The following is an 18,598-nucleotide window of genomic DNA, read 5'->3' as shown; positions in this document are numbered from 1 at the left end:
TTGTTTATCAAAAAATAAACACAGTAAAGCGTTTGTTTTATTTATTTTAAGCATTAAAAACAGTTTACTTTGAATCCAATAAGTTAATTTGACCCTTATATAAGATATTTGTTTCAATCTGACGATATTTTTATGACAAACTGAGCAAAGTTCATTCTCTTTATTTAAAAACTTCATGCTACAATATGCGCCAATCTTAGCACGGCTTAAAAGCCCTACATTTCATAGGACCTCGCTAATGTTTGCCAATATCTCTATTGCTGAATTTGACCCAGAATTAGCTCAAGCTATCTCGAACGAAGATGTGCGTCAAGAAGCTCATATTGAGCTAATCGCTTCTGAAAACTATTGCTCACCAGCAGTTATGGAAGCTCAAGGTTCAAAGCTCACTAACAAATATGCAGAAGGCTACCCAGGCAAACGCTACTATGGCGGTTGTGAATATGTAGACGTGATTGAACAATTGGCAATTGATCGTGCTAAAGAATTATTTGGCGCCGACTATGCTAACGTTCAACCACATGCAGGTTCTCAAGCGAACTCAGCAGTTTACTTAGCGCTTCTTAATCCTGGTGATACAGTATTAGGTATGAGCTTAGCGCATGGTGGTCACTTGACACATGGTGCGAAAGTAAGCTTCTCTGGTAAAACGTATAATGCAATTCAATATGGTTTAAACCCAGAAACTGGTGAAATCGATTATGAAGAAGTTGAGCGTTTAGCTGTAGAACATAAACCACGTATGATTGTGGCTGGTTTCTCTGCTTATAGCCAAATCGTTGATTGGCAGCGTTTCCGTGAAATCGCAGATAAAGTAGGTGCTTACCTTTTTGTCGATATGGCTCACGTTGCTGGTTTAGTTGCTGCGGGTGTTTACCCAAGCCCAGTACAAATTGCTGATGTAACAACAACGACTACACATAAAACTTTACGTGGTCCACGTTCTGGTTTAATCCTTGCGAAAGCAAATGAAGAAATCGAGAAAAAATTACAATCAGCAGTATTCCCTGGTAACCAAGGTGGTCCATTGGTTCATGCTGTTGCAGCTAAAGCAATCTGCTTTAAAGAAGCAATGTTGCCAGAATATAAAGAATATCAAAAACAAGTTGTAGTTAATGCTAAAGCAATGGCTGAAGTGTTGATTGCACGTGGTTATGATGTTGTATCTGGTGGTACTGAAAACCATTTATTCTTATTATCTTTGATTAAACAAGATATTACGGGTAAAGAAGCTGATGCTTGGTTAGGTGCAGCTCACATTACTGTGAACAAAAACTCTGTACCAAATGATCCACGTTCACCATTTGTGACTTCTGGTATCCGTATTGGTACACCAGCAGTGACGACTCGTGGTTTTGGCGAAGCTGAAGTACGTGATCTTGCGGGTTGGATTGCAGACATTCTTGATGCAAAAGGTGATGAAGCTGTTATCAATACTGTGAAAGCGAAAGTTGAAGCGGTATGTGCTAAATTCCCAGTTTACGCAAAATAAGTTTCGACTTGAGAAAAGCCCCTCAAAGGGGCTTTTTTTATAGCTTTAAAAAAATCCAGTATTATTCAATTGCTCAATTTTCTGATATAACTTGATGAAGAGATTTTGAATATTTTTTGTTTTTATTGCTTTTAAAATAGCATCTAAATTAAAGGAAATTAGCTAGATGGCTCAGCCTAATATTATTATTTCAGAACAAGACTTACATCGTTTAGAAACGATGTTAGAGAATCAGGCTAAATTGACTCCAACTATGGAACATTTAGAAGAAGAACTGGCTCGTGCTGAAGTTGTTACTCCACAAGATATTCCAACGAACATTGTAACGATGAATGCAAAAGTATTAATCACCATTGCTCCTGCAAAAGAAGCAACGGAAATTACGTTGGTCTATCCACATGACTTTCGTGGTGAAAAAGGGCAAGTCAATGTTGTTGCTCCAATTGGTGCTGCGATTTTAGGTTTAGCTGAGGGACAAGAAATTGAATGGCCACAGCCCGATGGTCATACGATGAAGGTAAAAATTGAAAAAGTGATTTATCAACCTGAGCGTGAAGGTGACTTCTTATAAGTTTTAAAGCCATCATTTGATGGCTTTGTTTTTAATAGATCATCTAAAAATAAAATGATAAAAATCATAAATTGATGAATAAAATAACATTTGATTATTTTTGTGATGTTTCATATAAATCTTTCTCTATATAATATTTAAAAGAGAGGGGTTTATGAAAAAAATATTATTTTTAATGGGGTTATGTTTAACATTTTCTGTGAATGCTAAACAAAATAATGAAAGTGTAGACGCGATTAAACAGAAAATTATTCAACAATCAATTGAGGCTTATTCTGGTAATTGTCCTTGCCCATATAACACAGCGTCAAATGGAAGTCGTTGTGGTAAACGGAGTGCTTATCATCGAGCGGGTGGATATGCACCATTATGTTATCCAGAAGATGTCACCACTAAAATGATACAAGCTTATAAAGCTAGAAAATAAAGTCTTAGGTGTGCGCTTGCAGAATTTTGCTATATTCCATTAAAGTTTTAACGCCAGCTATACGTTGTATAATTTGCCCTTGTTGAAAAATTAGGGTCGAAGGTAAACCATAGACATTATAACGTAAGGTTAAAATAGGGGATTGATCAATATTAATAATACCGAACTTAATTTCGGGATGCGATTTTGCAAAGTTTTGAGCGAGTTGCTCAAATACTGGAAAATTTTGTGTACATGGCGCACACCATTCTGCATAAAATCGAATAACTGCCAGACCATCAAACCATTCAAACTCGTGATAGTTATTTTCATTATATTCAAACATATTATTCATAAGCGATGACGATCAAATTTTGAAATAGAAAGTTGATTATACATAAGTCCACAGTTCTTCATTCTCAGCAAACTTTATGTTCAAATACAAATCATATGAAAATTCATGAATAAGGAAAGTGAATGTCACAAGCAACAATGCAACAGATCATTATTACTGAGCCCGGCGGTATTGAAAAATTAGCATACGAAACTGTTTCAATACCAACAGCAAGTACAAATGAAGTTTTAGTTAAAGTACACGCATTTGGAATTAATCGACCAGATATTTTACAGCGTCAAGGTTTATATCCTATGCCAAAAGGAGTGACACCTGTACCAGGTTTAGAGGTTGCGGGAGAGGTCATTGAGGTTGGTGCTGATGTGACAAACTTTAAAGTGGGTGATCGTGTATGTGGTTTAACCAATGGTGGAGGATATGCACAGTATTGTGTGGTGCCTGATAGCCAAACTTTGCATATTCCACAAGGTGTAAGCTTTGTACAAGCAGCCGCGATTCCTGAAACATTCTTTACTGTTTGGGCAAATGTTTTTCAAATGGCAAGAGCCAAAGCAGGCGAAACGGTACTTGTTCATGGTGGAGCAAGTGGTATTGGAACAACAGCTTTGATGCTATGTCAGTCTTTAGGAATAAAAACTTTTGCAACTGTCGGCACAGATGAAAAAGTACAGGCATTGGCAAGTTTAACTGATGCAATTAATTATAAAACTCAAGATTTTGAACAGGTTATTCAAGATAAAATGGATAATGCGGGTATAGATGTTATTTTAGATATGGTCGGTGCACCTTATTTAGATAAAAATTTAAATTTATTACGTCGTGATGGTCGTTTAGTGTATATCGCCTTTTTAGGTGGGGCAAAAGCCAAAGATGTGAAACTAGGTCAAATTATGATGAAGCGTTTGACGATCACAGGCTCAACAATGCGAGCAAGAAATAGCGCAGAAAAAGCTGAGATTGCTCAAGGTTTAGAGCAACAAGTTGTTCCACTTTGGGAAAAAGGTGAATGTTTGCCAATGATTTATCGGACTTTTAAGTTTGACCAAATTCAAGATGCTCATGCGGTGATGGATACAGGTGAACACATTGGTAAGGTTGTGGTAGAAGTTATTTAAATGATGAAAACCCTCTTTTTATTTTATAAGAAGAGGGCGTCATTAAGATGCAGATAGGAATTTAGGCTTGCACGGATTTATTGAGCAAACTTGATGGTTTTTTAGAAGTTAGAATGAAGATTCATTTTGAACAGTAAAATGCTTTAAAGACATTTTTAAGAGTCAATTTTCTATTTTTCTAAAGGTATTTTATATTTCGGTATTTTATCTCTGATTTAATTTTAAAATTATGCGAAAATATAACATTCTATTTTATATTTAGGACTCCCATGACAGATTCTTCTGCATCATTAAGTGATATTGAAATTTTAGATATTTTACAGTCAATGAAATCTGACGAATTAAATGTCGAAGCAAAAAAAATCATTCGTGATGGCGGAAAAGCAGGGCGTCAAGAAGCACATAAGCAAGCTTTGGTCGCTTTACATCATAGTTTTGAAGAAAAATTTGTTGAAGCTGTCACTTTGGCATTGCATTTAAATGAAGCTCAGGCAAAAAAAATTCGCTATAAAAAAGACCGTATTCGTATTTTAAAAGCAAAAGGGATTGAATATTTAGAGATTGATGGTGCAGAAACTGCACAAGTTTTATCACAAGTCGCTCAAGCTATTTTACGTGAAGATGCAACAGTCACTCATGATTTACATAATATCTTTTCTTTTTGGAAAGAAGGTTGGCCAATGGTGCAATTTGACAATGCGTTTAAATTGTTAGATGAAGATATTATGATTCACTATCAAGCGGTACTTGATCGTTTAATTGAAAAGAAATAATAAGAAAAACAGTCATATAAAAAGCACCATATATTGGTGCTTTTTAGTTGAAAATGATCGTTTTATTCTTCTGTTGGTGGCTCAGTTTCATTTCTTTCAAGTAAACGTGTCACAAGTAATTGGTCAATTTTAAAATGATCAACGTCCACAACTTCAAATTTATAACCATCAAAAATCACAGTATCAGCAGGGCGAGGAATTTTTCGTAATTTATACATCATAAATCCTGCAAGCGTTTCATAGTTTTCATCATCAGGCATTTCATCTAGCGCAAGCGCATGCTTGAGATCTTCAATAGGTGTACTACCATCGATCAGCCATGAATTATTATCACGTTTGATAATTTGTTGATCTGCTTCAATTGGGGTAACCCAGTCGCCCATGACCGTAATCATAATATCTGACAAAGTAATCACACCAACAACCAAAGCATATTCATTAATAACCACAGCGAATTTTTCTTTGGTTGAGCGAAAACGATCAAGTAGTTCTGATAAGGTTAAAGTGTCAGGAATCGTTAAAACATTACGAATCGTATTTTCATTGAGTTGCAGAAGAGATTGATTATTTAAAATTCGTACTAAAATATCTTTGGCATCTACATAACCAATGACATCATCAATATTATTATTACACACCAAAAACTTAGAGTACGGATATTCAGCGAGTTTTTGGCGAATGCTTTCTTCTGACTCTTTTAATGTGAAAAATACAACATTTTCACGAGTCGTCATACTTGAGGGAACATTACGTTCTTCAAGCTCAAATACATTTTCAATAAAATGATGTTCTTGTTTTTGTAAGACACCTGCTTGCGCACCTGCATCCATCACGGCAGAAATATCATCAAAAGTAATATTATCTTCACGTGTTGTATTGACCTTAAATAAGCGAAATAACAGGTTTGCAATGGCATTGATAAACCAAGCCAAAGGTTTACATACCACAATAAAGATTTGAATCGGATTAATAACAGAAACAGCAATTTTTTCAGGTGCAATCATTGCCATACGTTTTGGCATTAAGTCTGCAAATAAAATAAAGAGTGATGTAACTAATGTAAATGATAATGCAAAACTAATGGTTTCTGCCCAAGGACCTATATAAAAGCGTGAAACAAAATCAAGAAAATAAGGACGAAAAGCCCCTTCACCCAAAATACCACCTAAAATGGCAACAGCGTTCAGTCCAATTTGGGAAGCAGCAAAGAAATCAGCAGAATTTTCTTGCAAGTCTAGGACTTTCTGCGCACGTTCATCACCCGATTCTGCAAGGATTTTAAGTTTAACTTTACGTGCACCAGCAAGGGCAATTTCTGTTAAAGATAAAAAACCTGCACCTGCAATCAGCAAGATGATGATAATAATATTCTGAAGAAGGCTCACGAATCACCTGTGGATCGTCGTTATTATGAATGTTTTTAACACAAAAACAGCTTAGGGAGTAGTAACCACCCTAAGCACTTTGAAAAGTATAATATTGATAAGCGAAGAATTTAAGAAATATTATGCTTTAATAGTGTGAAAATTGAGAATTGTTAATTAAAAATTCACGGTTTTCTTCTTCTATCATTTGTCGTGCTACATATAAAATCAGTTGGCGTAACCAGCGATGAGCAGGATGATGATGGAGTAAAGGACACCATGCCATTTTTAACTCAAATTCAGGAATATAAAAAGGTGGGTCTTTAATTAAAAGATTTTGGCTTTTGGCTTGTAAACGTGCAATACGTGTTGGCAATGTTGCCACCAAGTCAACATTAGAAGCTAAAAGTGCTGGCATTTGATAATGACGGGTAAAGACAGAAATTTTACGTTTTTGACCAATACGTTCTAAAGCTTGATCAATCCAACCTAATCCTGCTTGTTTCTCAGGATTTACACCGAAGCCAACACCCATACCCGTTTTAGAAACCCAAATATGTTGTGCATCTAAATAACTTTTTAAATTTAAGTTACTTGCAGCAGGGTGTTTACCATTTAGTAAGCAAGAAAAACTATCACGCCAAACCAGAACTTGGTGAAAGCTTTGTGGAATTTCATTAAAACGATTGATGGCTAAATCAACTTTACCTTGTTCCATATCACGATAGGACACATCACTTGGCGTTAAAAAGTCTAAAACCACATTGGGTGCTTCAGAACGTAAGGCTTTGACTAAGCGAGGAACAAGGGTTGCCTCAGCATAGTCAGAAGTCATGATACGAAAAACACGATTTGAAGTATAAGGTCGAAACTCTGTGCGTGGTTCCAAAATCATTGACAAATCTGACAATGCATCTCGAATACGCGGTTGTAATTCTAAAGCACGTTCTGTGGGAGTCATCCCTTCAGAAGAACGAATCAAAAGCGGATCATTAAATAAATTACGCAAACGTCGTAAAATATTACTCATAGCAGGTTGGGTAACACCAAGCTGTTCTGCGGCACGGGTAACGTTCTTTTCACGCAAAAGTACATCAAGGTAAATTAATAGATTGAGGTCAACCCGCTCAAGATTCATATAAAAAATACCGAAAATAAATTTTTGAAATCACATTGAATTATGCCATAAGCAAATAGTTTTGTGTTAAATCATGATAAAAAAACATCATTCTAAGCCGCATCAAGAAAATTAAAAATTTGTTTTCATCTATTTTCAAATTGTTTTAGCGAACAGGTTTGATATTGCAAATTGCCTTAAATCATAGAACTTAACGCATTGAGAAAGAGTTATAAATTTTTAGCTTTCTTTTTAAGCATACAAAAAGGCATTTACATTGTTTATTTAGACTAAAATATATGCGTTGAAAAATTAAATGAGCATGATATGACAAAAAAATAGTAAGGCTCGACTTAAGTCTAATAAGCTGTAAATTTTAAACTTGTATTATTTGTAAGCAAAAAAGTCAATATGAGTTTTAATTTAATTTATTTAAAATCAATATCTTAATAAATTGAAACATAATTATAATACGACTTTGATCTATATATTTTTTAAATAAATACTGAGAATTAACGCAAAATATTGGATTAATTTTAGGAGTCAATCTAAGCTAAGTCCATAACAACGAAGCGTACTAAATCTGAACAAATAGATAGTACTAGATTTAGCGATTCGATGGATGAAATCCTAATATTATTACAGGAACATATCATGTCTACATACTTAACAGCGATTGATGCAATCCGTGAATTAAAAGCAAAATTCGGAAGCACTTGGCGCGATATTAGCCCAGAAGATGCTGCACGTATGCAAATGCAAAACCGTTTCAAAACTGGTTTAGACATTGCAAAATACACTGCTGCAATTATGCGTCGTGATATGGCTGCGTATGATGCTGACTCTAGCAAATATACTCAATCATTAGGTTGCTGGCACGGTTTCATCGCACAACAAAAAATGATTGCGAACAAAAAATATTTCGGTACAACTGAACGTCGCTATATCTACCTTTCTGGTTGGATGGTTGCTGCACTTCGTTCAGAATTTGGTCCACTTCCTGACCAATCTATGCACGAAAAAACTTCAGTTCCAGCGTTAATCGAAGAAATCTATACTTTCCTTCGTCAAGCTGATGCAAAAGAATTAAACGATTTATTCCGTGCATTGAAAAAAGCACAAGAAGCTGGCGACACTGCTAAAGCTGCTGAAATCACTGCTCAAATCGACGGTTTCCAAACTCACGTTGTGCCAATTATTGCGGACATCGATGCTGGTTTCGGTAACGAAGAAGCGACTTACTTACTTGCTCGTAAAATGATCGAAGCTGGTGCTTGTGCACTTCAAATCGAAAACCAAGTATCTGACGCTAAACAATGTGGTCACCAAGCTGGTAAAGTAACTGTTCCACACGAAGACTTCATCGCTAAAATCCATGCATTACGTTATGCATTCTTAGAAATGGGTCTTGATGACGGTATCATCGTTGCGCGTACTGACTCTGAAGGCGCTGACTTGACTCAAAAAATCCCAGTGGTTAAAGAGCCAGGCGACATCGCTTCTCAATATATCAGCTACTTAGACACAACTGAAATCAGCATCGAAGAAGCTCAAGAAGACGAAATCTTGATCAAACGTGATGGTAAGTTACACCGTCCTAAGCGTTTAGCTTCTGGTTTGTATCAGTTCCGTGCTGACACTCAAATTGACCGTGTTGTACTTGACTGTGTATCTAGCCTTCAAAATGGTGCGGATCTTCTTTGGATCGAAACTGCGACTCCAAACGTTGAAGAAATCGCTCACATGGTTAACCGTGTTAAAGAAACAGTTCCAAATGCGAAACTTGTTTATAACAACTCTCCATCGTTCAACTGGACTTTAAACTTCCGTCAACAAGCGTATGACCGTTGGGTTGCTGAAGGTAAAGACGTTTCTGCTTACGACCGTGCTAAATTAATGAGCGCTGAGTACGATGCGACTGAATTAGCTGCTGATGCTGATGAAAAAGTACGTACATTCCAAGCGGATGCTTCTCGTGAAGCGGGTGTGTTCCATCACTTGATCACACTTCCGACTTACCACACAGCTGCTCTTTCTACGCATGAGCTTGCTCAAGGTTACTTCGGTTCTGAAGGTATGTTGGCTTATGTTGCTGGTGTACAACGTAAAGAAATTCGTGGCGGTATCGCTTGTGTTAAACACCAAGCAATGGCTGGTTCGGACATCGGTGATGATCACAAAGAAATCTTCTCTGGTGACAATGCTCTTAAAGCGCATGACGATGCTAAAAACACAATGAACCAATTCGCTGCTCACTAAGTCGCGATCTGATTCGAAAAACCCAGCGAAAGCTGGGTTTTTTATTGTGATCTCATCATTGTAAATAAGTGGTGATGATTCGACTATGATGGATTAGTTTAATTCTTTTGCTAATTTATAATGTTCAGCGATAGGACCTTCAATTTTTGTACCTGTTTCACGATTGCGTGCCTCAAGAAAATTTTCTCCTACAAAGAATTTTCGTTCATCTGCATTTTTATCTAAAGTAATGATTGAGCCTGTCGAATCAAAAGTGAATTTGCCTTTAGATTCAAATTTTTTCTCGTCACCTTTGCCGCCTTTGTATTCTTCTTCTAATTCAAAAGTATGGTCAGCATTTAGTTTTAGCTCTGTCTCAATACCTTCGCAATCTGCACAAGGAAGTAGTCCTTTATATGTCCCATCCCAATCAAGACTATTTTGTGCGTTATGAGCTGTATCAGCAGGGGAAACAACTTGAGTATTGGTTACTTGAGAAGCCGCATTGTTGGTATGGTTTGTGCTATCTTCATTAGGTTTATTACAGGCAGTTAATATAAAACTTGAAAGACTAAGGATAAGAAGAGTTTTTTTCATTGTACACCTGATATTGAGTATTAAGTTGGATTTGAATCATTTAAGCGTAAATCAAAAAACCATAAAACATGTTGTGAAAAGGATGAACTCCTGTAAAAAAGTGCAATATTTTTAATGTGATAGATATCTCTATTTTGATTTTTTTATTTAATTTATCGTAGTTTTAATGATTTATTACAAATCTATGAAAAGATATTTTTTATTACTAAATTATCTCTATATGAAAAAGTAAATATAAAATATTTGGATATTTTTTAATAAGCTTTCATAAATAATCATCTTTAAAAATAATAATTTACAGTTGTAGTTTAACTGCTTTTAATTTGAGCTAGGGCTAGTTTTTTCTACATAAACTGTTGCTACAATTCGCAAAATTTTTATATTTATAATTGTGGTGTATTTATGTTCGAGAAGTTGGCAGAACAAAGTCTTGGGGCAATGGGGTGGGAAATTGATAATCATTGGGACTTAACGATTGATCAATGTGTCATGATCGCAGCGCCGCATACCAGTAATTGGGATGCATTATATGCACGTTTAGCATTGAAAGCATTGGGTGTTAATGTACGTCTGACCATTAAAGACAGTTATATGAAATTGCCTTTTGGACCTTTTGTCCGTGCAATGGGTGGGATCGGGATTGATCGTCGACCTAAAAAAGAAGGTGAGGCTCGTCCAAGTATGGTTGAGTTGATGACAGATTTATTTAAAACGCATCCAAAACTGGTGATGTTGGTAACGCCAGAAGGTACTCGCGCAAAACAAGAAAAATGGAAAACGGGTTTTTATCATGTTGCTGTAAATGCAGGTGTACCGATAGCCTTGGCTTATATGGATTATGAAAAGAAAAAAACAGGTATTGGGAAAATTGTTTATCCATCAGGTGATTATGAGCGAGATATGGCAGAAATCATGGAATTTTATGCACAAATTAATCCTAAATTTCCTGAATTATTTAGTGTCGATACACGCTATTTTTCTGAAAAAAAATAGAGCTTAGAAAATAAAAAGACAGCGTAAATATGCTGTCTTTTTTATGTCTTTTAAAGCGGGGTAGACTCAGGGTCAATCATACTCGAGCTTTCATTATTTTGTACGCCGCCTAAAGCTTCGCATGCAGATTTATAAACATCATATTGTTGCTGCACAACATGGTCTAAGGGAATTTTAAATAACACATCACCCGATTTGTAACTGTCGATATAAGCACTTGCTTTTTCACGACTTAATGCTAAAGCACGTTCATGATAAGATGTGATTGGACTATGTGCTAATTGTGTGCTTTCAATATTTTTACATTCAAATTGACTAAGTAACTTTTCTGCTGATTTTATTTCTTTAGATGTACCAAGTGCACAACCCGTGAGCAGAAGAAATAAACTTAATAAAAATGAGCGTTTCATCACAAAAACGGTATAAAAATGAGGATCAAAATTATATGCCTAATATATTGAATTAAATAGATGGATTTTTGAAATTATTAAAAATAATTGTATTCTAATTGTGTTATATCATTGTAAATCAGCGATTAAAATAAGGATGAAATGGTTAAAAATAAGCCAGAACAAAATAATAAACTCAGTACAATATGTTTAAACTGTTTTTCTGAGATTTTATAAAATAGTTGAGCACCTAAAATCGCAGGAATACTTACTGTTAAAATTAATACAAAGATATATGGTAAGTGGCTGAAATTTATTGTTTCTTTCCAGATGTAAATCAAAATTGTAAACATTTGAATCGCAAAATTAAAATGGCGTAAAATATAACGTTGTTGTTCTTTAGATAATTGTTTGAGCATGACCCATGCTGAAGGTAAGGCGCCACAAAAACCACCTAATCCACCTAAAATTCCACCAATAAAACCAACGAGACTGTCTGCTAATTTTCCCATTTTAATAATAGATGGAAAAGTCGGCGCAAAATAAATAATAGGGCACCAAATGATAAGAAATAAACCTAATACGATTTTGAAAATATCTTGATGAATATAATGTAATAAGGCTGTGCCTAGAGGTACACCTACTATACCTGCAATAAGATAAGGCTTAACCAATGAAAACGGTAAATGTTGTTTGGGTTCTTTGGCAAAAGAAATAAAATGACTCCAAAGTGAAGCAAAAACGACTAAAGGTGCTGCAATTTGTGGAGGTAAAACCCAGATCCAAAAAGACATTGCGATTAAGGCAAAAGCAAAACCTGTTAGCCCTTGTACAAAACCTGCAACAATTGCACCTAAAGCAAAGATCAGCCAAGTCATATCAAGGAAAAGTCACGATGGAAAAAAACAAACATATCTAGACATCATTATCATTAAAGGGTAATGCATTTATTTTAAAGTATTTTGTAGCGCTAAGTTAAAAACTTTATGCTGTATAAGTCATATCTAAACCCATAATTAAAATAAACCGTTGATGACTTTTTTTGCACTTTGATTACGCATTTTAGAACATAAAAATATTTTTGCCCAAAAAATAAGCATACTTTACTGAGTTTTCCGCTTTAAATTGTCTAAAAAATTGGCACACTTTCTGCATTTCTCTAGGTATTACTAAATCGTAAATTGGTAATACCTAAGGAGCAGCGCATGAGTACAACTGTCAGACAAAAGCATTTGCATCTATTTAAAAAATTTTTCATTGACTTATTCAGTGCACGTGCAGGTTTGCATATCAAACAGAATCTTTCTTCTAATTCGATACAGGAAGAACAAAACAGTGCTTAAAACAAAGTTAGCTCGTATCAGTATTACTGTGCCAGAAGCGACACTGACTGCACTCGATCAAAAAATTGTTGATCAGCATTATGAAAGTCGGTCACAAGCGATTGTGGATATGATTCATAAACATCTTATTGCTGAACAAGAAAACTCTAATGCAGTCATGGTGGGAACATTAACCCTTTTATACGATGTGGCTCAGTATTCATTAAGGAATCAACTTATTGATTTACAGCAACAATTTTTAGATCAGGTGGTGAGTTCATTACATATTCAGCTTGATCAACAAAAAATTTTACAAGTGATGTTAATGCAAGGTGCAAGCATTGAACTTCAGCAGATCAGTCAGAAATTTATTGCATTAAAAGGCGTGATCAAAGGGCATCTTGAATTAATGGATGCGGTAATGCCGCCAATTCCACAGAATAGTTAAGCTAAGGGTGATAGTGTGAAAAATTTATGGACGATCCAAGATTGGAAAACAGCATACGCTCAACAACAGATTCAGCTTGATGACTTGATCAGTTACGTCGATCACCTCAAAAATGATGATCATGCTTGGATTGAAATCGCATCTCATGAACAGATACAGGCACAAATCGAAATTCTAAAAAATAAAGATATGAATGATTTAGCTTTGTATGGTGTGCCATTTGCAGTAAAAGATAATATTGATGTTGCTGATTTTCATACAACTGCTGCATGTCAATCTGCTCAGTATTTAGCGACTACAGATGCTGTGGTGATTGCTCAATTAAAACAAGCGGGTGCGGTTGTTGTGGGCAAAACGAATTTGGATCAATTTGCGACAGGTCTCGTTGGAGTGCGTTCACCTTATGGTGCTGTGAAAAATAGCTTTAATCCTGAATATATCAGTGGTGGTTCAAGTTCTGGCTCAGCAGTGCTCGTGGCAAATGGTGTTGTTCCGTTTAGTTTAGGCACAGATACAGCAGGTTCGGGGCGAGTGCCTGCGGGGCATAATAATATTGTCGGTTTAAAGCCAACAAAAGGCTGGTTTTCAAATACAGGATTGATTCCAGCATGTCGCACTTTAGATGTTATTTCTATTTTTGCATTAACTGTAGATGATGCATGGCAAGTCGCACAGCTTATGCAGGCTTATGATGAAACAGATATTTATTCACGGCAGCATCCTGAAAATGTTGCAACCCGATTTACAAAAGGGAAAATAGCTATACCAGAACAACTCGAATTTTATGGTGATATTGAAGCTGAAAAGGCATTTCAAAGTGCCATAAAACGTGCTGAAAAATTAGGTTATCAGATTGAATCAATAGATTTTTCTATTTTTAATTTGTTGGCAAAAGCATTATATAACGATGCATGGGTAGCAGAACGTATGATTGCTGTAGAGAAAATGGTCAATCGTGTGCAAACTCATCCTGTGATTGCTGAAATTATTGCGCAAGCAGATCAATTTACCGCAGTAGATGCTTTAAAAGCAGAGTATCAACGAGCGGAATTAGCACGAAAAATTAATCTTGTATTGGCAAAGTTTGATGCCTTAATGGTGCCGACAGCACCGACTATTTATAAAATTTCAGAAGTAGAAGCAGATCCATTTATTAAAAATAGTCATATGGGAGCGTATACCAACTTTGTGAATTTTGCTGATTTATCAGCGATTGCATTACCCAATGTAATACGTGCTGATGGTCTACCTAGTGGGGTGACATTCATTGCACAAGCATGGATGGATCAAGCCTTAGCTCACTTTGCACAAACTTGGCAAGAAAATACAGAAGTCTATTTGGGTACATCAACGCAGCGATATCAAAAAACACAACAGATCGAGTCACAGCATTCAGTTCAGTTGGCAGTCGTTGGCGCACATTTAACAGGGATGCCACTCAACTTCCAACTAACAACACGAGGTGGAACGCTACGGAAAAAAACCTTATCAGCAGCGCATTATCAGTTATTTGCTTTAAAAAATACCCATCCGCCTAAACCAGCTTTGCAATATATCCAACAAGATGGGCAAAAAATTGAATTAGAAGTTTGGGATATTCCACTCGCAACATTTGGTGAAATCGTGGCAGAAGTACCAGCACCGTTAGGTATCGGTAATGTGTTATTACAAGATGGTACTTGGGTCAAAGGTTTTATTTGTGAGAATTACGCTTTAACAGAGGCAATCAATATTAGTCATTTTGGTGGATGGCGAGCCTATATTCAATCTTTACAAACAACACAGCATCGTGCTCAAGATCATTCTATGGGGGAAGTTTCATGATTAAAAAAAGTCATATCGTGATTTCAGTCATGACAACATTGTTATTAAGCGGGTGTGATAATACTGCAAAAACGCCAGAAAAGCAGACCAATTCAAGCCATCAAGTTGATACCCATCCAATTACGATTGGTTATAGTGATTGGCCGGGGTGGGTTGCTTGGCAAGTAGCGATTGAAAAGGGCTGGTTCAAAGAAGCAGGACTGAATGTTGATTTTAAATGGTTTGATTATTCTGCCTCAATCAATGCATTTTCAGCCAATCAACTTGATGCAGTCTCTGTTTCAAATGGTGATAGTTTGGTGATCGCTTCTGGTGGGACGCAAGGTGTTGTTGTTATGGCAACAGACTATTCAGCAGGGAATGATGTCATTATTGCGAAAGCAGGAGTGAATACATTGCAGGATTTAAAAGGTAAATCGGTTGCTGTTGAAAAAGGTTTGGTCGACCATTTACTGTTATCAACTGCATTAAAAGATGCTCAATTTAAAACAGACGATGTTAAATTGGTTAATTCAGTCACCAATGAATTACCTCAAGTTTTTGCGAGTCCAGAAGTGGCTGCGATCGCTGTTTGGCAACCTGTCGCCAATCAAGCATTAAAATCTGTGGCGGGTTCTAAAGTCATTTATAGTTCTAAAGATAAAGCAGGACTGATTTATGACACTTTGACAGTCAATATGAGTCATTTGTCTACACACCAAGAAGAATGGAAAAAAATGATTCAAGTGTGGGATAAAACAGTGAAATATATTAATGATCCTGCGACCCGTGATGATGCGATTCAAATTATGGCAAATAAAGTCGGTGTTGCTCCTGCGCAATATGCACAATTTCTTGAGGGTACACATTTACTGGACTTATCTGCCAATAAAAAAGTATTTATTAAAAATAATGGATTTGATTCAATTTATGGCTCGACCTACCATGTGAATAAATTTAATGTGGAAAATGGTATTTATAAAACCGAAGTTGCAGTTGATGGTCTGATTTATCCCAAGTTAATTGAAGAATTGAAATAAATCAAATATCTAAAAAAGTATGTGATGTAAAAAAGGAGTTTAAATCTAAGCTCCTTTTTTTATAAAACTTAGTTTTTATGATATATATATTTGTTGAGCATCTGAGTTGATAAAGTTAAAAAATGATGTATGGATCATTGCTGAAAAAGAAAAAATTGATCTTTATGGCGGTTTTGTTATTTACCAGTTCATGGAGTAGTGCGAATAATATTGAAATTAATACATTAATTAAAGCTGCAAAACAGGGTGAAATTGAAGCTCAAGCAAATTTAGGCAGTGCTTATCTATTTGGTGATTATGATCAGGAAACCAATTATAAAAAGGCAGCATATTGGTCTGAACGTGCAGCACAACAAGGCGATGCCAGTTCTCAATATAATCTTGCCATTATGTATTTTAGAGGAATGGGCGTAAAACAAAATCTTGAAAAAGCATTTCACTATTATCAACAAGCTGCTGAACAAGGACATACAGATGCACAAATTCAGCTAGCATTACGTTATTTATATGCTGAGGGAACACCTCAAAATGTCGAGTTAGCGCATCAATGGTATATAAAAGTAAAACAATCAGATACAGCAGATTTAACCCAATTTATACAAGAGTTTGAAGAGTCTTATGAGCGTATTCGGACAAAATAATATAGAGACTTTTCCTGTATTTGGAACAATGAAATATCGTGGGTATTGGTTAGGTGATCTTACTTTATCTAGTTTTTCTGAAAAAGCTGAAGTCATTGTTCGGGCAAAACGGACAGGAATCTTGCCAGAGCAGATTGATGCCATGCAATTGTTACTCGATATGCAAGATCAAATTAAACAACAAGCAACCGATGCGATGTTCACACTTCATGAAGACATCGAACTGATGTATGAAAATTTGCAGGCGACAGAGGATATTTGGAAATTTTTAAAACTTATTCAAATTGAAATCACAGATCAACATTATTATGGTGAAAAAGATCATCATATCGCGATTCTTTTGATTTTTCAGTCTTTATGGGAAAGCGAGTTTTGTCCTGCTATTGAGATAAAAAATGGGCAATGTGTTGCAGTGCTGTCAGGTACTTAAGTTTTTGCTACTCAACATATTATTCACATTAGTTACATAGTTCTAACAGGTCTATTTTAATAAATTATGCTAAAAAGAAAGCATATTTTACTGGAATTTGATCTATGTCACAGTTTGTTTTTTCTCATTTAAACCAAACAATTTCACACTATGCAAAACCTGCATTATTGGTCTGTACTTTATTGGGAACGACTCAATTTGCAGTTGCAGGGCAGGCAGTAGATCAACTAAGTGAATGTTTGGTGAAATCGACCACCGCAGCCGATAAAACCACGGTGTTGCAATGGACATTTACCGCATTGGCACAGCATCCCGATTTAAAAACTTTTGCGCATGTAACAGATGAACAAAAAACAGCTCTAGATAAAAATTTGGCGCAGACGCTACAACGCATTTTAACGGAACAATGTTCTACGCAAGCACAAGCCGTGATTAAGGCTGAAGGTTTGCAAGCTGTGGGGGAGAGTTTTCAAGAGCTAGGGAGTATTACGGGTGAGGAAATTTTAAAAACCCCTGAAATTAAACAGCAGTTAAATGGTGTGTTGAAATATATTGATTTGAATAAGTTAGTGGTGACGTTCTTAACACCTGATATTTGGAATAAATTGGGTGTGGTGAGAGATAAATGATGAAAAAACTACTCATAGCAACTTCATTATTCATGCTTGGCTTACAAGCAAGCTATGCAGATTCTAAAATCAGTCAGCAGTATACAGCGTGTATGAATAAAGCAAGCAGTACCGTTAGCATGGTGCAGTGTACTTCGGCTGAAACTGCTCGTCAGGATGCGCGTTTAAACAAAGCCTATAATGGTTTAATGTCAAAGCTAAGTAAAACTCGTAAGCAAGAACTGCAAACAGCACAGCGTTTATGGATCAAATATCGTGATGCCAATTGTAAGTTTTATGTAGACCCGAATGGTGGCTCGATTGCTCAAGTTAAGGGTGCGAATTGTGTCATGAATGAAACTGCAAAACGGGCGACTGAGTTAGAAAATTTGGCTGCGCTTTGATCGGAAATAAGCGTAAAAGACCTGAATTGATCAGGTCTTTTTTTAGCAAAATAAATTTTGAAAATAGTTGTGTCTTTAGTTGAGAATAATACTGTTTGTAATGGAGCGATCATACATTTTAAATGAGATCAGGATAAAACTGTTCATAGTCTGCATTGGGTTCAGGTGTAACTTTTAAATTACCTTGATCACCTTTAATAAAGCTGTAAATTTCTTTTCTAGGTTGTTCATGCCAAGATAAATTAAATGCACATAAAGTATCTTTACGTTTAAAAAATTGCATATGGCTATAAGGTAGATGGTTATGAATCCAATAAGCGATTTGTTTCCAATTGGCGGTATCTTTTTCAATTAGTTCAATGAGGGATGGAATGACGATACAGGCTGTTGCACCATAGCCTTTTGGGTTAGGGTAAGAGATGGATCCGTAAATTTGAACAACTCCTATAAGTGATATTCTGCTCCTCAAATGATGTTATAAACATCAATATA

22 protein-coding genes are annotated in these 18,598 nt (G+C 35.9%); 15 read left to right on the top strand and 7 right to left on the bottom strand.

Translation table 11 applies throughout. The annotated features are described in order from the left end of the window. The first annotated feature begins 238 nt into the window (after window positions 1–238). The 3 genes from glyA to HX005_RS02725 all read left to right on the top strand — a co-directional run bounded on the left by glyA (window position 239) and on the right by HX005_RS02725 (window position 2,490). Window positions 239–1,492: a serine hydroxymethyltransferase gene (gene glyA / locus HX005_RS02735; protein WP_107007848.1), complete on the top strand. Its 1,254-nt coding sequence runs from the start codon at window positions 239–241 to the stop codon at window positions 1,490–1,492. A gap of 166 nt (window positions 1,493–1,658) precedes the next feature. Next, on the top strand, window positions 1,659–2,063 hold the full coding sequence (gene rnk / locus HX005_RS02730) for a nucleoside diphosphate kinase regulator (protein WP_107007847.1): 405 nt from the start codon (window positions 1,659–1,661) through the stop codon (window positions 2,061–2,063). A 154-nt stretch (window positions 2,064–2,217) separates the two neighbouring features. Beyond that, complete coding sequence (locus HX005_RS02725; RefSeq protein WP_286376197.1) at window positions 2,218–2,490, top strand: hypothetical protein; 273 nt, start codon at window positions 2,218–2,220, stop codon at window positions 2,488–2,490. A 4-nt stretch (window positions 2,491–2,494) separates the two neighbouring features. Here the strand turns inward: HX005_RS02725 and HX005_RS02720 are convergent, their stop codons facing one another. Beyond that, window positions 2,495–2,824 carry a thioredoxin family protein gene (locus HX005_RS02720; protein ID WP_286376196.1) on the bottom strand — a complete coding sequence of 110 codons (330 nt, stop codon included), beginning with the start codon at window positions 2,822–2,824 and terminating at the stop codon, window positions 2,495–2,497. 122 nt (window positions 2,825–2,946) lie between these two features. Here HX005_RS02720 and HX005_RS02715 point away from each other — a divergent pair, with 122 nt between their 5' ends. Together HX005_RS02715 and HX005_RS02710 are read left to right on the top strand one after the other, a co-directional pair. After that, on the top strand, window positions 2,947–3,939 hold the full coding sequence (locus HX005_RS02715; protein WP_286376195.1) for an NAD(P)H-quinone oxidoreductase: 993 nt from the start codon (window positions 2,947–2,949) through the stop codon (window positions 3,937–3,939). A gap of 269 nt (window positions 3,940–4,208) precedes the next feature. Beyond that, on the top strand, window positions 4,209–4,712 hold the full coding sequence (locus tag HX005_RS02710) for a hypothetical protein (protein ID WP_107007843.1): 504 nt from the start codon (window positions 4,209–4,211) through the stop codon (window positions 4,710–4,712). A gap of 62 nt (window positions 4,713–4,774) precedes the next feature. Here HX005_RS02710 and paeA read toward each other — a convergent pair whose 3' ends face one another. Continuing rightward, window positions 4,775–6,097, bottom strand: coding sequence for a polyamine export protein PaeA (gene paeA, locus HX005_RS02705; protein WP_286376194.1), 1,323 nt, complete (start codon window positions 6,095–6,097; stop codon window positions 4,775–4,777). A 127-nt stretch (window positions 6,098–6,224) separates the two neighbouring features. Next, window positions 6,225–7,214: a LysR family transcriptional regulator gene (locus HX005_RS02700; protein ID WP_107007841.1), complete on the bottom strand. Its 990-nt coding sequence runs from the start codon at window positions 7,212–7,214 to the stop codon at window positions 6,225–6,227. A gap of 633 nt (window positions 7,215–7,847) precedes the next feature. Between HX005_RS02700 and HX005_RS02695 the strand changes: the two genes are divergently transcribed. Further along, window positions 7,848–9,452 carry an isocitrate lyase gene (locus HX005_RS02695; protein WP_286376193.1) on the top strand — a complete coding sequence of 535 codons (1,605 nt, stop codon included), beginning with the start codon at window positions 7,848–7,850 and terminating at the stop codon, window positions 9,450–9,452. Window positions 9,453–9,545: 93 nt separating this feature from the next. Here HX005_RS02695 and HX005_RS02690 read toward each other — a convergent pair whose 3' ends face one another. Beyond that, a complete protein-coding gene (locus tag HX005_RS02690; protein WP_286376192.1) occupies window positions 9,546–10,028 on the bottom strand; it encodes a copper resistance protein NlpE in 483 nt (160 codons plus the stop codon). Between the two features lie 402 nt (window positions 10,029–10,430). Here HX005_RS02690 and HX005_RS02685 point away from each other — a divergent pair, with 402 nt between their 5' ends. Continuing rightward, a complete protein-coding gene (locus HX005_RS02685; protein ID WP_286376191.1) occupies window positions 10,431–11,021 on the top strand; it encodes a 1-acyl-sn-glycerol-3-phosphate acyltransferase in 591 nt (196 codons plus the stop codon). 50 nt (window positions 11,022–11,071) lie between these two features. Here HX005_RS02685 and HX005_RS02680 read toward each other — a convergent pair whose 3' ends face one another. Both HX005_RS02680 and HX005_RS02675 read right to left on the bottom strand, forming a co-directional pair. Beyond that, window positions 11,072–11,431, bottom strand: coding sequence for a hypothetical protein (locus HX005_RS02680; protein ID WP_107007837.1), 360 nt, complete (start codon window positions 11,429–11,431; stop codon window positions 11,072–11,074). 125 nt (window positions 11,432–11,556) lie between these two features. Beyond that, complete coding sequence (locus tag HX005_RS02675) at window positions 11,557–12,288, bottom strand: sulfite exporter TauE/SafE family protein (protein ID WP_286376190.1); 732 nt, start codon at window positions 12,286–12,288, stop codon at window positions 11,557–11,559. A 327-nt stretch (window positions 12,289–12,615) separates the two neighbouring features. Here HX005_RS02675 and HX005_RS02670 point away from each other — a divergent pair, with 327 nt between their 5' ends. The 8 genes from HX005_RS02670 (at window position 12,616) to HX005_RS02635 (ending at window position 18,106) form a co-directional block, all read left to right on the top strand. Beyond that, entirely contained in the window at window positions 12,616–12,753 is a 138-nt protein-coding gene (locus tag HX005_RS02670) for a hypothetical protein (protein WP_286376189.1), read from the top strand. After that, the gene (locus HX005_RS02665; RefSeq protein WP_286376188.1) at window positions 12,746–13,180 is read left to right on the top strand and encodes a CopG family ribbon-helix-helix protein; all 435 of its coding nucleotides are present in this window, start codon (window positions 12,746–12,748) and stop codon (window positions 13,178–13,180) included. The genes HX005_RS02670 and HX005_RS02665 overlap by 8 nt, the downstream gene beginning before the upstream one ends. A gap of 15 nt (window positions 13,181–13,195) precedes the next feature. Continuing rightward, entirely contained in the window at window positions 13,196–15,004 is a 1,809-nt protein-coding gene (atzF, locus tag HX005_RS02660) for an allophanate hydrolase (RefSeq protein WP_286376187.1), read from the top strand. Further along, window positions 15,001–16,023 (top strand): ABC transporter substrate-binding protein, encoded by a 1,023-nt coding sequence (locus HX005_RS02655; protein ID WP_286376186.1) that lies wholly within the window; start codon window positions 15,001–15,003, stop codon window positions 16,021–16,023. The genes atzF and HX005_RS02655 overlap by 4 nt, the downstream gene beginning before the upstream one ends. Window positions 16,024–16,145: 122 nt before the next feature. Continuing rightward, window positions 16,146–16,664, top strand: coding sequence for a tetratricopeptide repeat protein (locus HX005_RS02650; RefSeq protein ID WP_286376185.1), 519 nt, complete (start codon window positions 16,146–16,148; stop codon window positions 16,662–16,664). Next, window positions 16,642–17,094: a DUF6985 domain-containing protein gene (locus HX005_RS02645; RefSeq protein ID WP_286376184.1), complete on the top strand. Its 453-nt coding sequence runs from the start codon at window positions 16,642–16,644 to the stop codon at window positions 17,092–17,094. Before HX005_RS02650 ends, HX005_RS02645 begins: the two co-directional genes overlap by 23 nt. 104 nt (window positions 17,095–17,198) lie before the next feature. Then, the gene (locus HX005_RS02640; RefSeq protein ID WP_286376183.1) at window positions 17,199–17,723 is read left to right on the top strand and encodes a hypothetical protein; all 525 of its coding nucleotides are present in this window, start codon (window positions 17,199–17,201) and stop codon (window positions 17,721–17,723) included. Next, window positions 17,723–18,106 carry a lysozyme inhibitor LprI family protein gene (locus tag HX005_RS02635; RefSeq protein WP_286376182.1) on the top strand — a complete coding sequence of 128 codons (384 nt, stop codon included), beginning with the start codon at window positions 17,723–17,725 and terminating at the stop codon, window positions 18,104–18,106. Before HX005_RS02640 ends, HX005_RS02635 begins: the two co-directional genes overlap by 1 nt. A gap of 118 nt (window positions 18,107–18,224) precedes the next feature. Here the strand turns inward: HX005_RS02635 and HX005_RS02630 are convergent, their stop codons facing one another. Then, window positions 18,225–18,575: a hypothetical protein gene (locus tag HX005_RS02630; protein ID WP_286376181.1), complete on the bottom strand. Its 351-nt coding sequence runs from the start codon at window positions 18,573–18,575 to the stop codon at window positions 18,225–18,227. Window positions 18,576–18,598 lie beyond the last annotated feature (23 nt).

Origin of the sequence: Acinetobacter sp. R933-2, assembly GCF_030325485.1 — a bacterium.
Lineage (GTDB): Bacteria > Pseudomonadota > Gammaproteobacteria > Pseudomonadales > Moraxellaceae > Acinetobacter > Acinetobacter sichuanensis.
The sequence above is the reverse complement of the archived record's forward strand: the minus strand, read 5'-3'. Positions and strand labels throughout refer to the sequence as shown.

Excerpts from the sequence above, each read along its gene's own strand:
- HX005_RS02635 (WP_286376182.1), top strand. The coding sequence starts at position 17,723 with ATGAAAAAACTACTCATAGCAACTTCATTATTCATGCTTGGCTTACAA.
- HX005_RS02725 (WP_286376197.1), top strand. The coding sequence starts at position 2,218 with ATGAAAAAAATATTATTTTTAATGGGGTTATGTTTAACATTTTCTGTG.
- HX005_RS02715 (WP_286376195.1), top strand. The coding sequence starts at position 2,947 with ATGTCACAAGCAACAATGCAACAGATCATTATTACTGAGCCCGGCGGT.
- HX005_RS02680 (WP_107007837.1), bottom strand. The coding sequence starts at position 11,431 with ATGAAACGCTCATTTTTATTAAGTTTATTTCTTCTGCTCACGGGTTGT.
- rnk (WP_107007847.1), top strand. The coding sequence starts at position 1,659 with ATGGCTCAGCCTAATATTATTATTTCAGAACAAGACTTACATCGTTTA.
- glyA (WP_107007848.1), top strand. The coding sequence starts at position 239 with ATGTTTGCCAATATCTCTATTGCTGAATTTGACCCAGAATTAGCTCAA.
- HX005_RS02710 (WP_107007843.1), top strand. The coding sequence starts at position 4,209 with ATGACAGATTCTTCTGCATCATTAAGTGATATTGAAATTTTAGATATT.
- HX005_RS02695 (WP_286376193.1), top strand. The coding sequence starts at position 7,848 with ATGTCTACATACTTAACAGCGATTGATGCAATCCGTGAATTAAAAGCA.
- HX005_RS02655 (WP_286376186.1), top strand. The coding sequence starts at position 15,001 with ATGATTAAAAAAAGTCATATCGTGATTTCAGTCATGACAACATTGTTA.
- HX005_RS02650 (WP_286376185.1), top strand. The coding sequence starts at position 16,146 with ATGATGTATGGATCATTGCTGAAAAAGAAAAAATTGATCTTTATGGCG.
- HX005_RS02685 (WP_286376191.1), top strand. The coding sequence starts at position 10,431 with ATGTTCGAGAAGTTGGCAGAACAAAGTCTTGGGGCAATGGGGTGGGAA.
- HX005_RS02670 (WP_286376189.1), top strand. The coding sequence starts at position 12,616 with ATGAGTACAACTGTCAGACAAAAGCATTTGCATCTATTTAAAAAATTT.
- HX005_RS02645 (WP_286376184.1), top strand. The coding sequence starts at position 16,642 with ATGAGCGTATTCGGACAAAATAATATAGAGACTTTTCCTGTATTTGGA.
- HX005_RS02700 (WP_107007841.1), bottom strand. The coding sequence starts at position 7,214 with ATGAATCTTGAGCGGGTTGACCTCAATCTATTAATTTACCTTGATGTA.
- HX005_RS02690 (WP_286376192.1), bottom strand. The coding sequence starts at position 10,028 with ATGAAAAAAACTCTTCTTATCCTTAGTCTTTCAAGTTTTATATTAACT.
- HX005_RS02720 (WP_286376196.1), bottom strand. The coding sequence starts at position 2,824 with ATGAATAATATGTTTGAATATAATGAAAATAACTATCACGAGTTTGAA.
- HX005_RS02675 (WP_286376190.1), bottom strand. The coding sequence starts at position 12,288 with ATGACTTGGCTGATCTTTGCTTTAGGTGCAATTGTTGCAGGTTTTGTA.
- HX005_RS02640 (WP_286376183.1), top strand. The coding sequence starts at position 17,199 with ATGTCACAGTTTGTTTTTTCTCATTTAAACCAAACAATTTCACACTAT.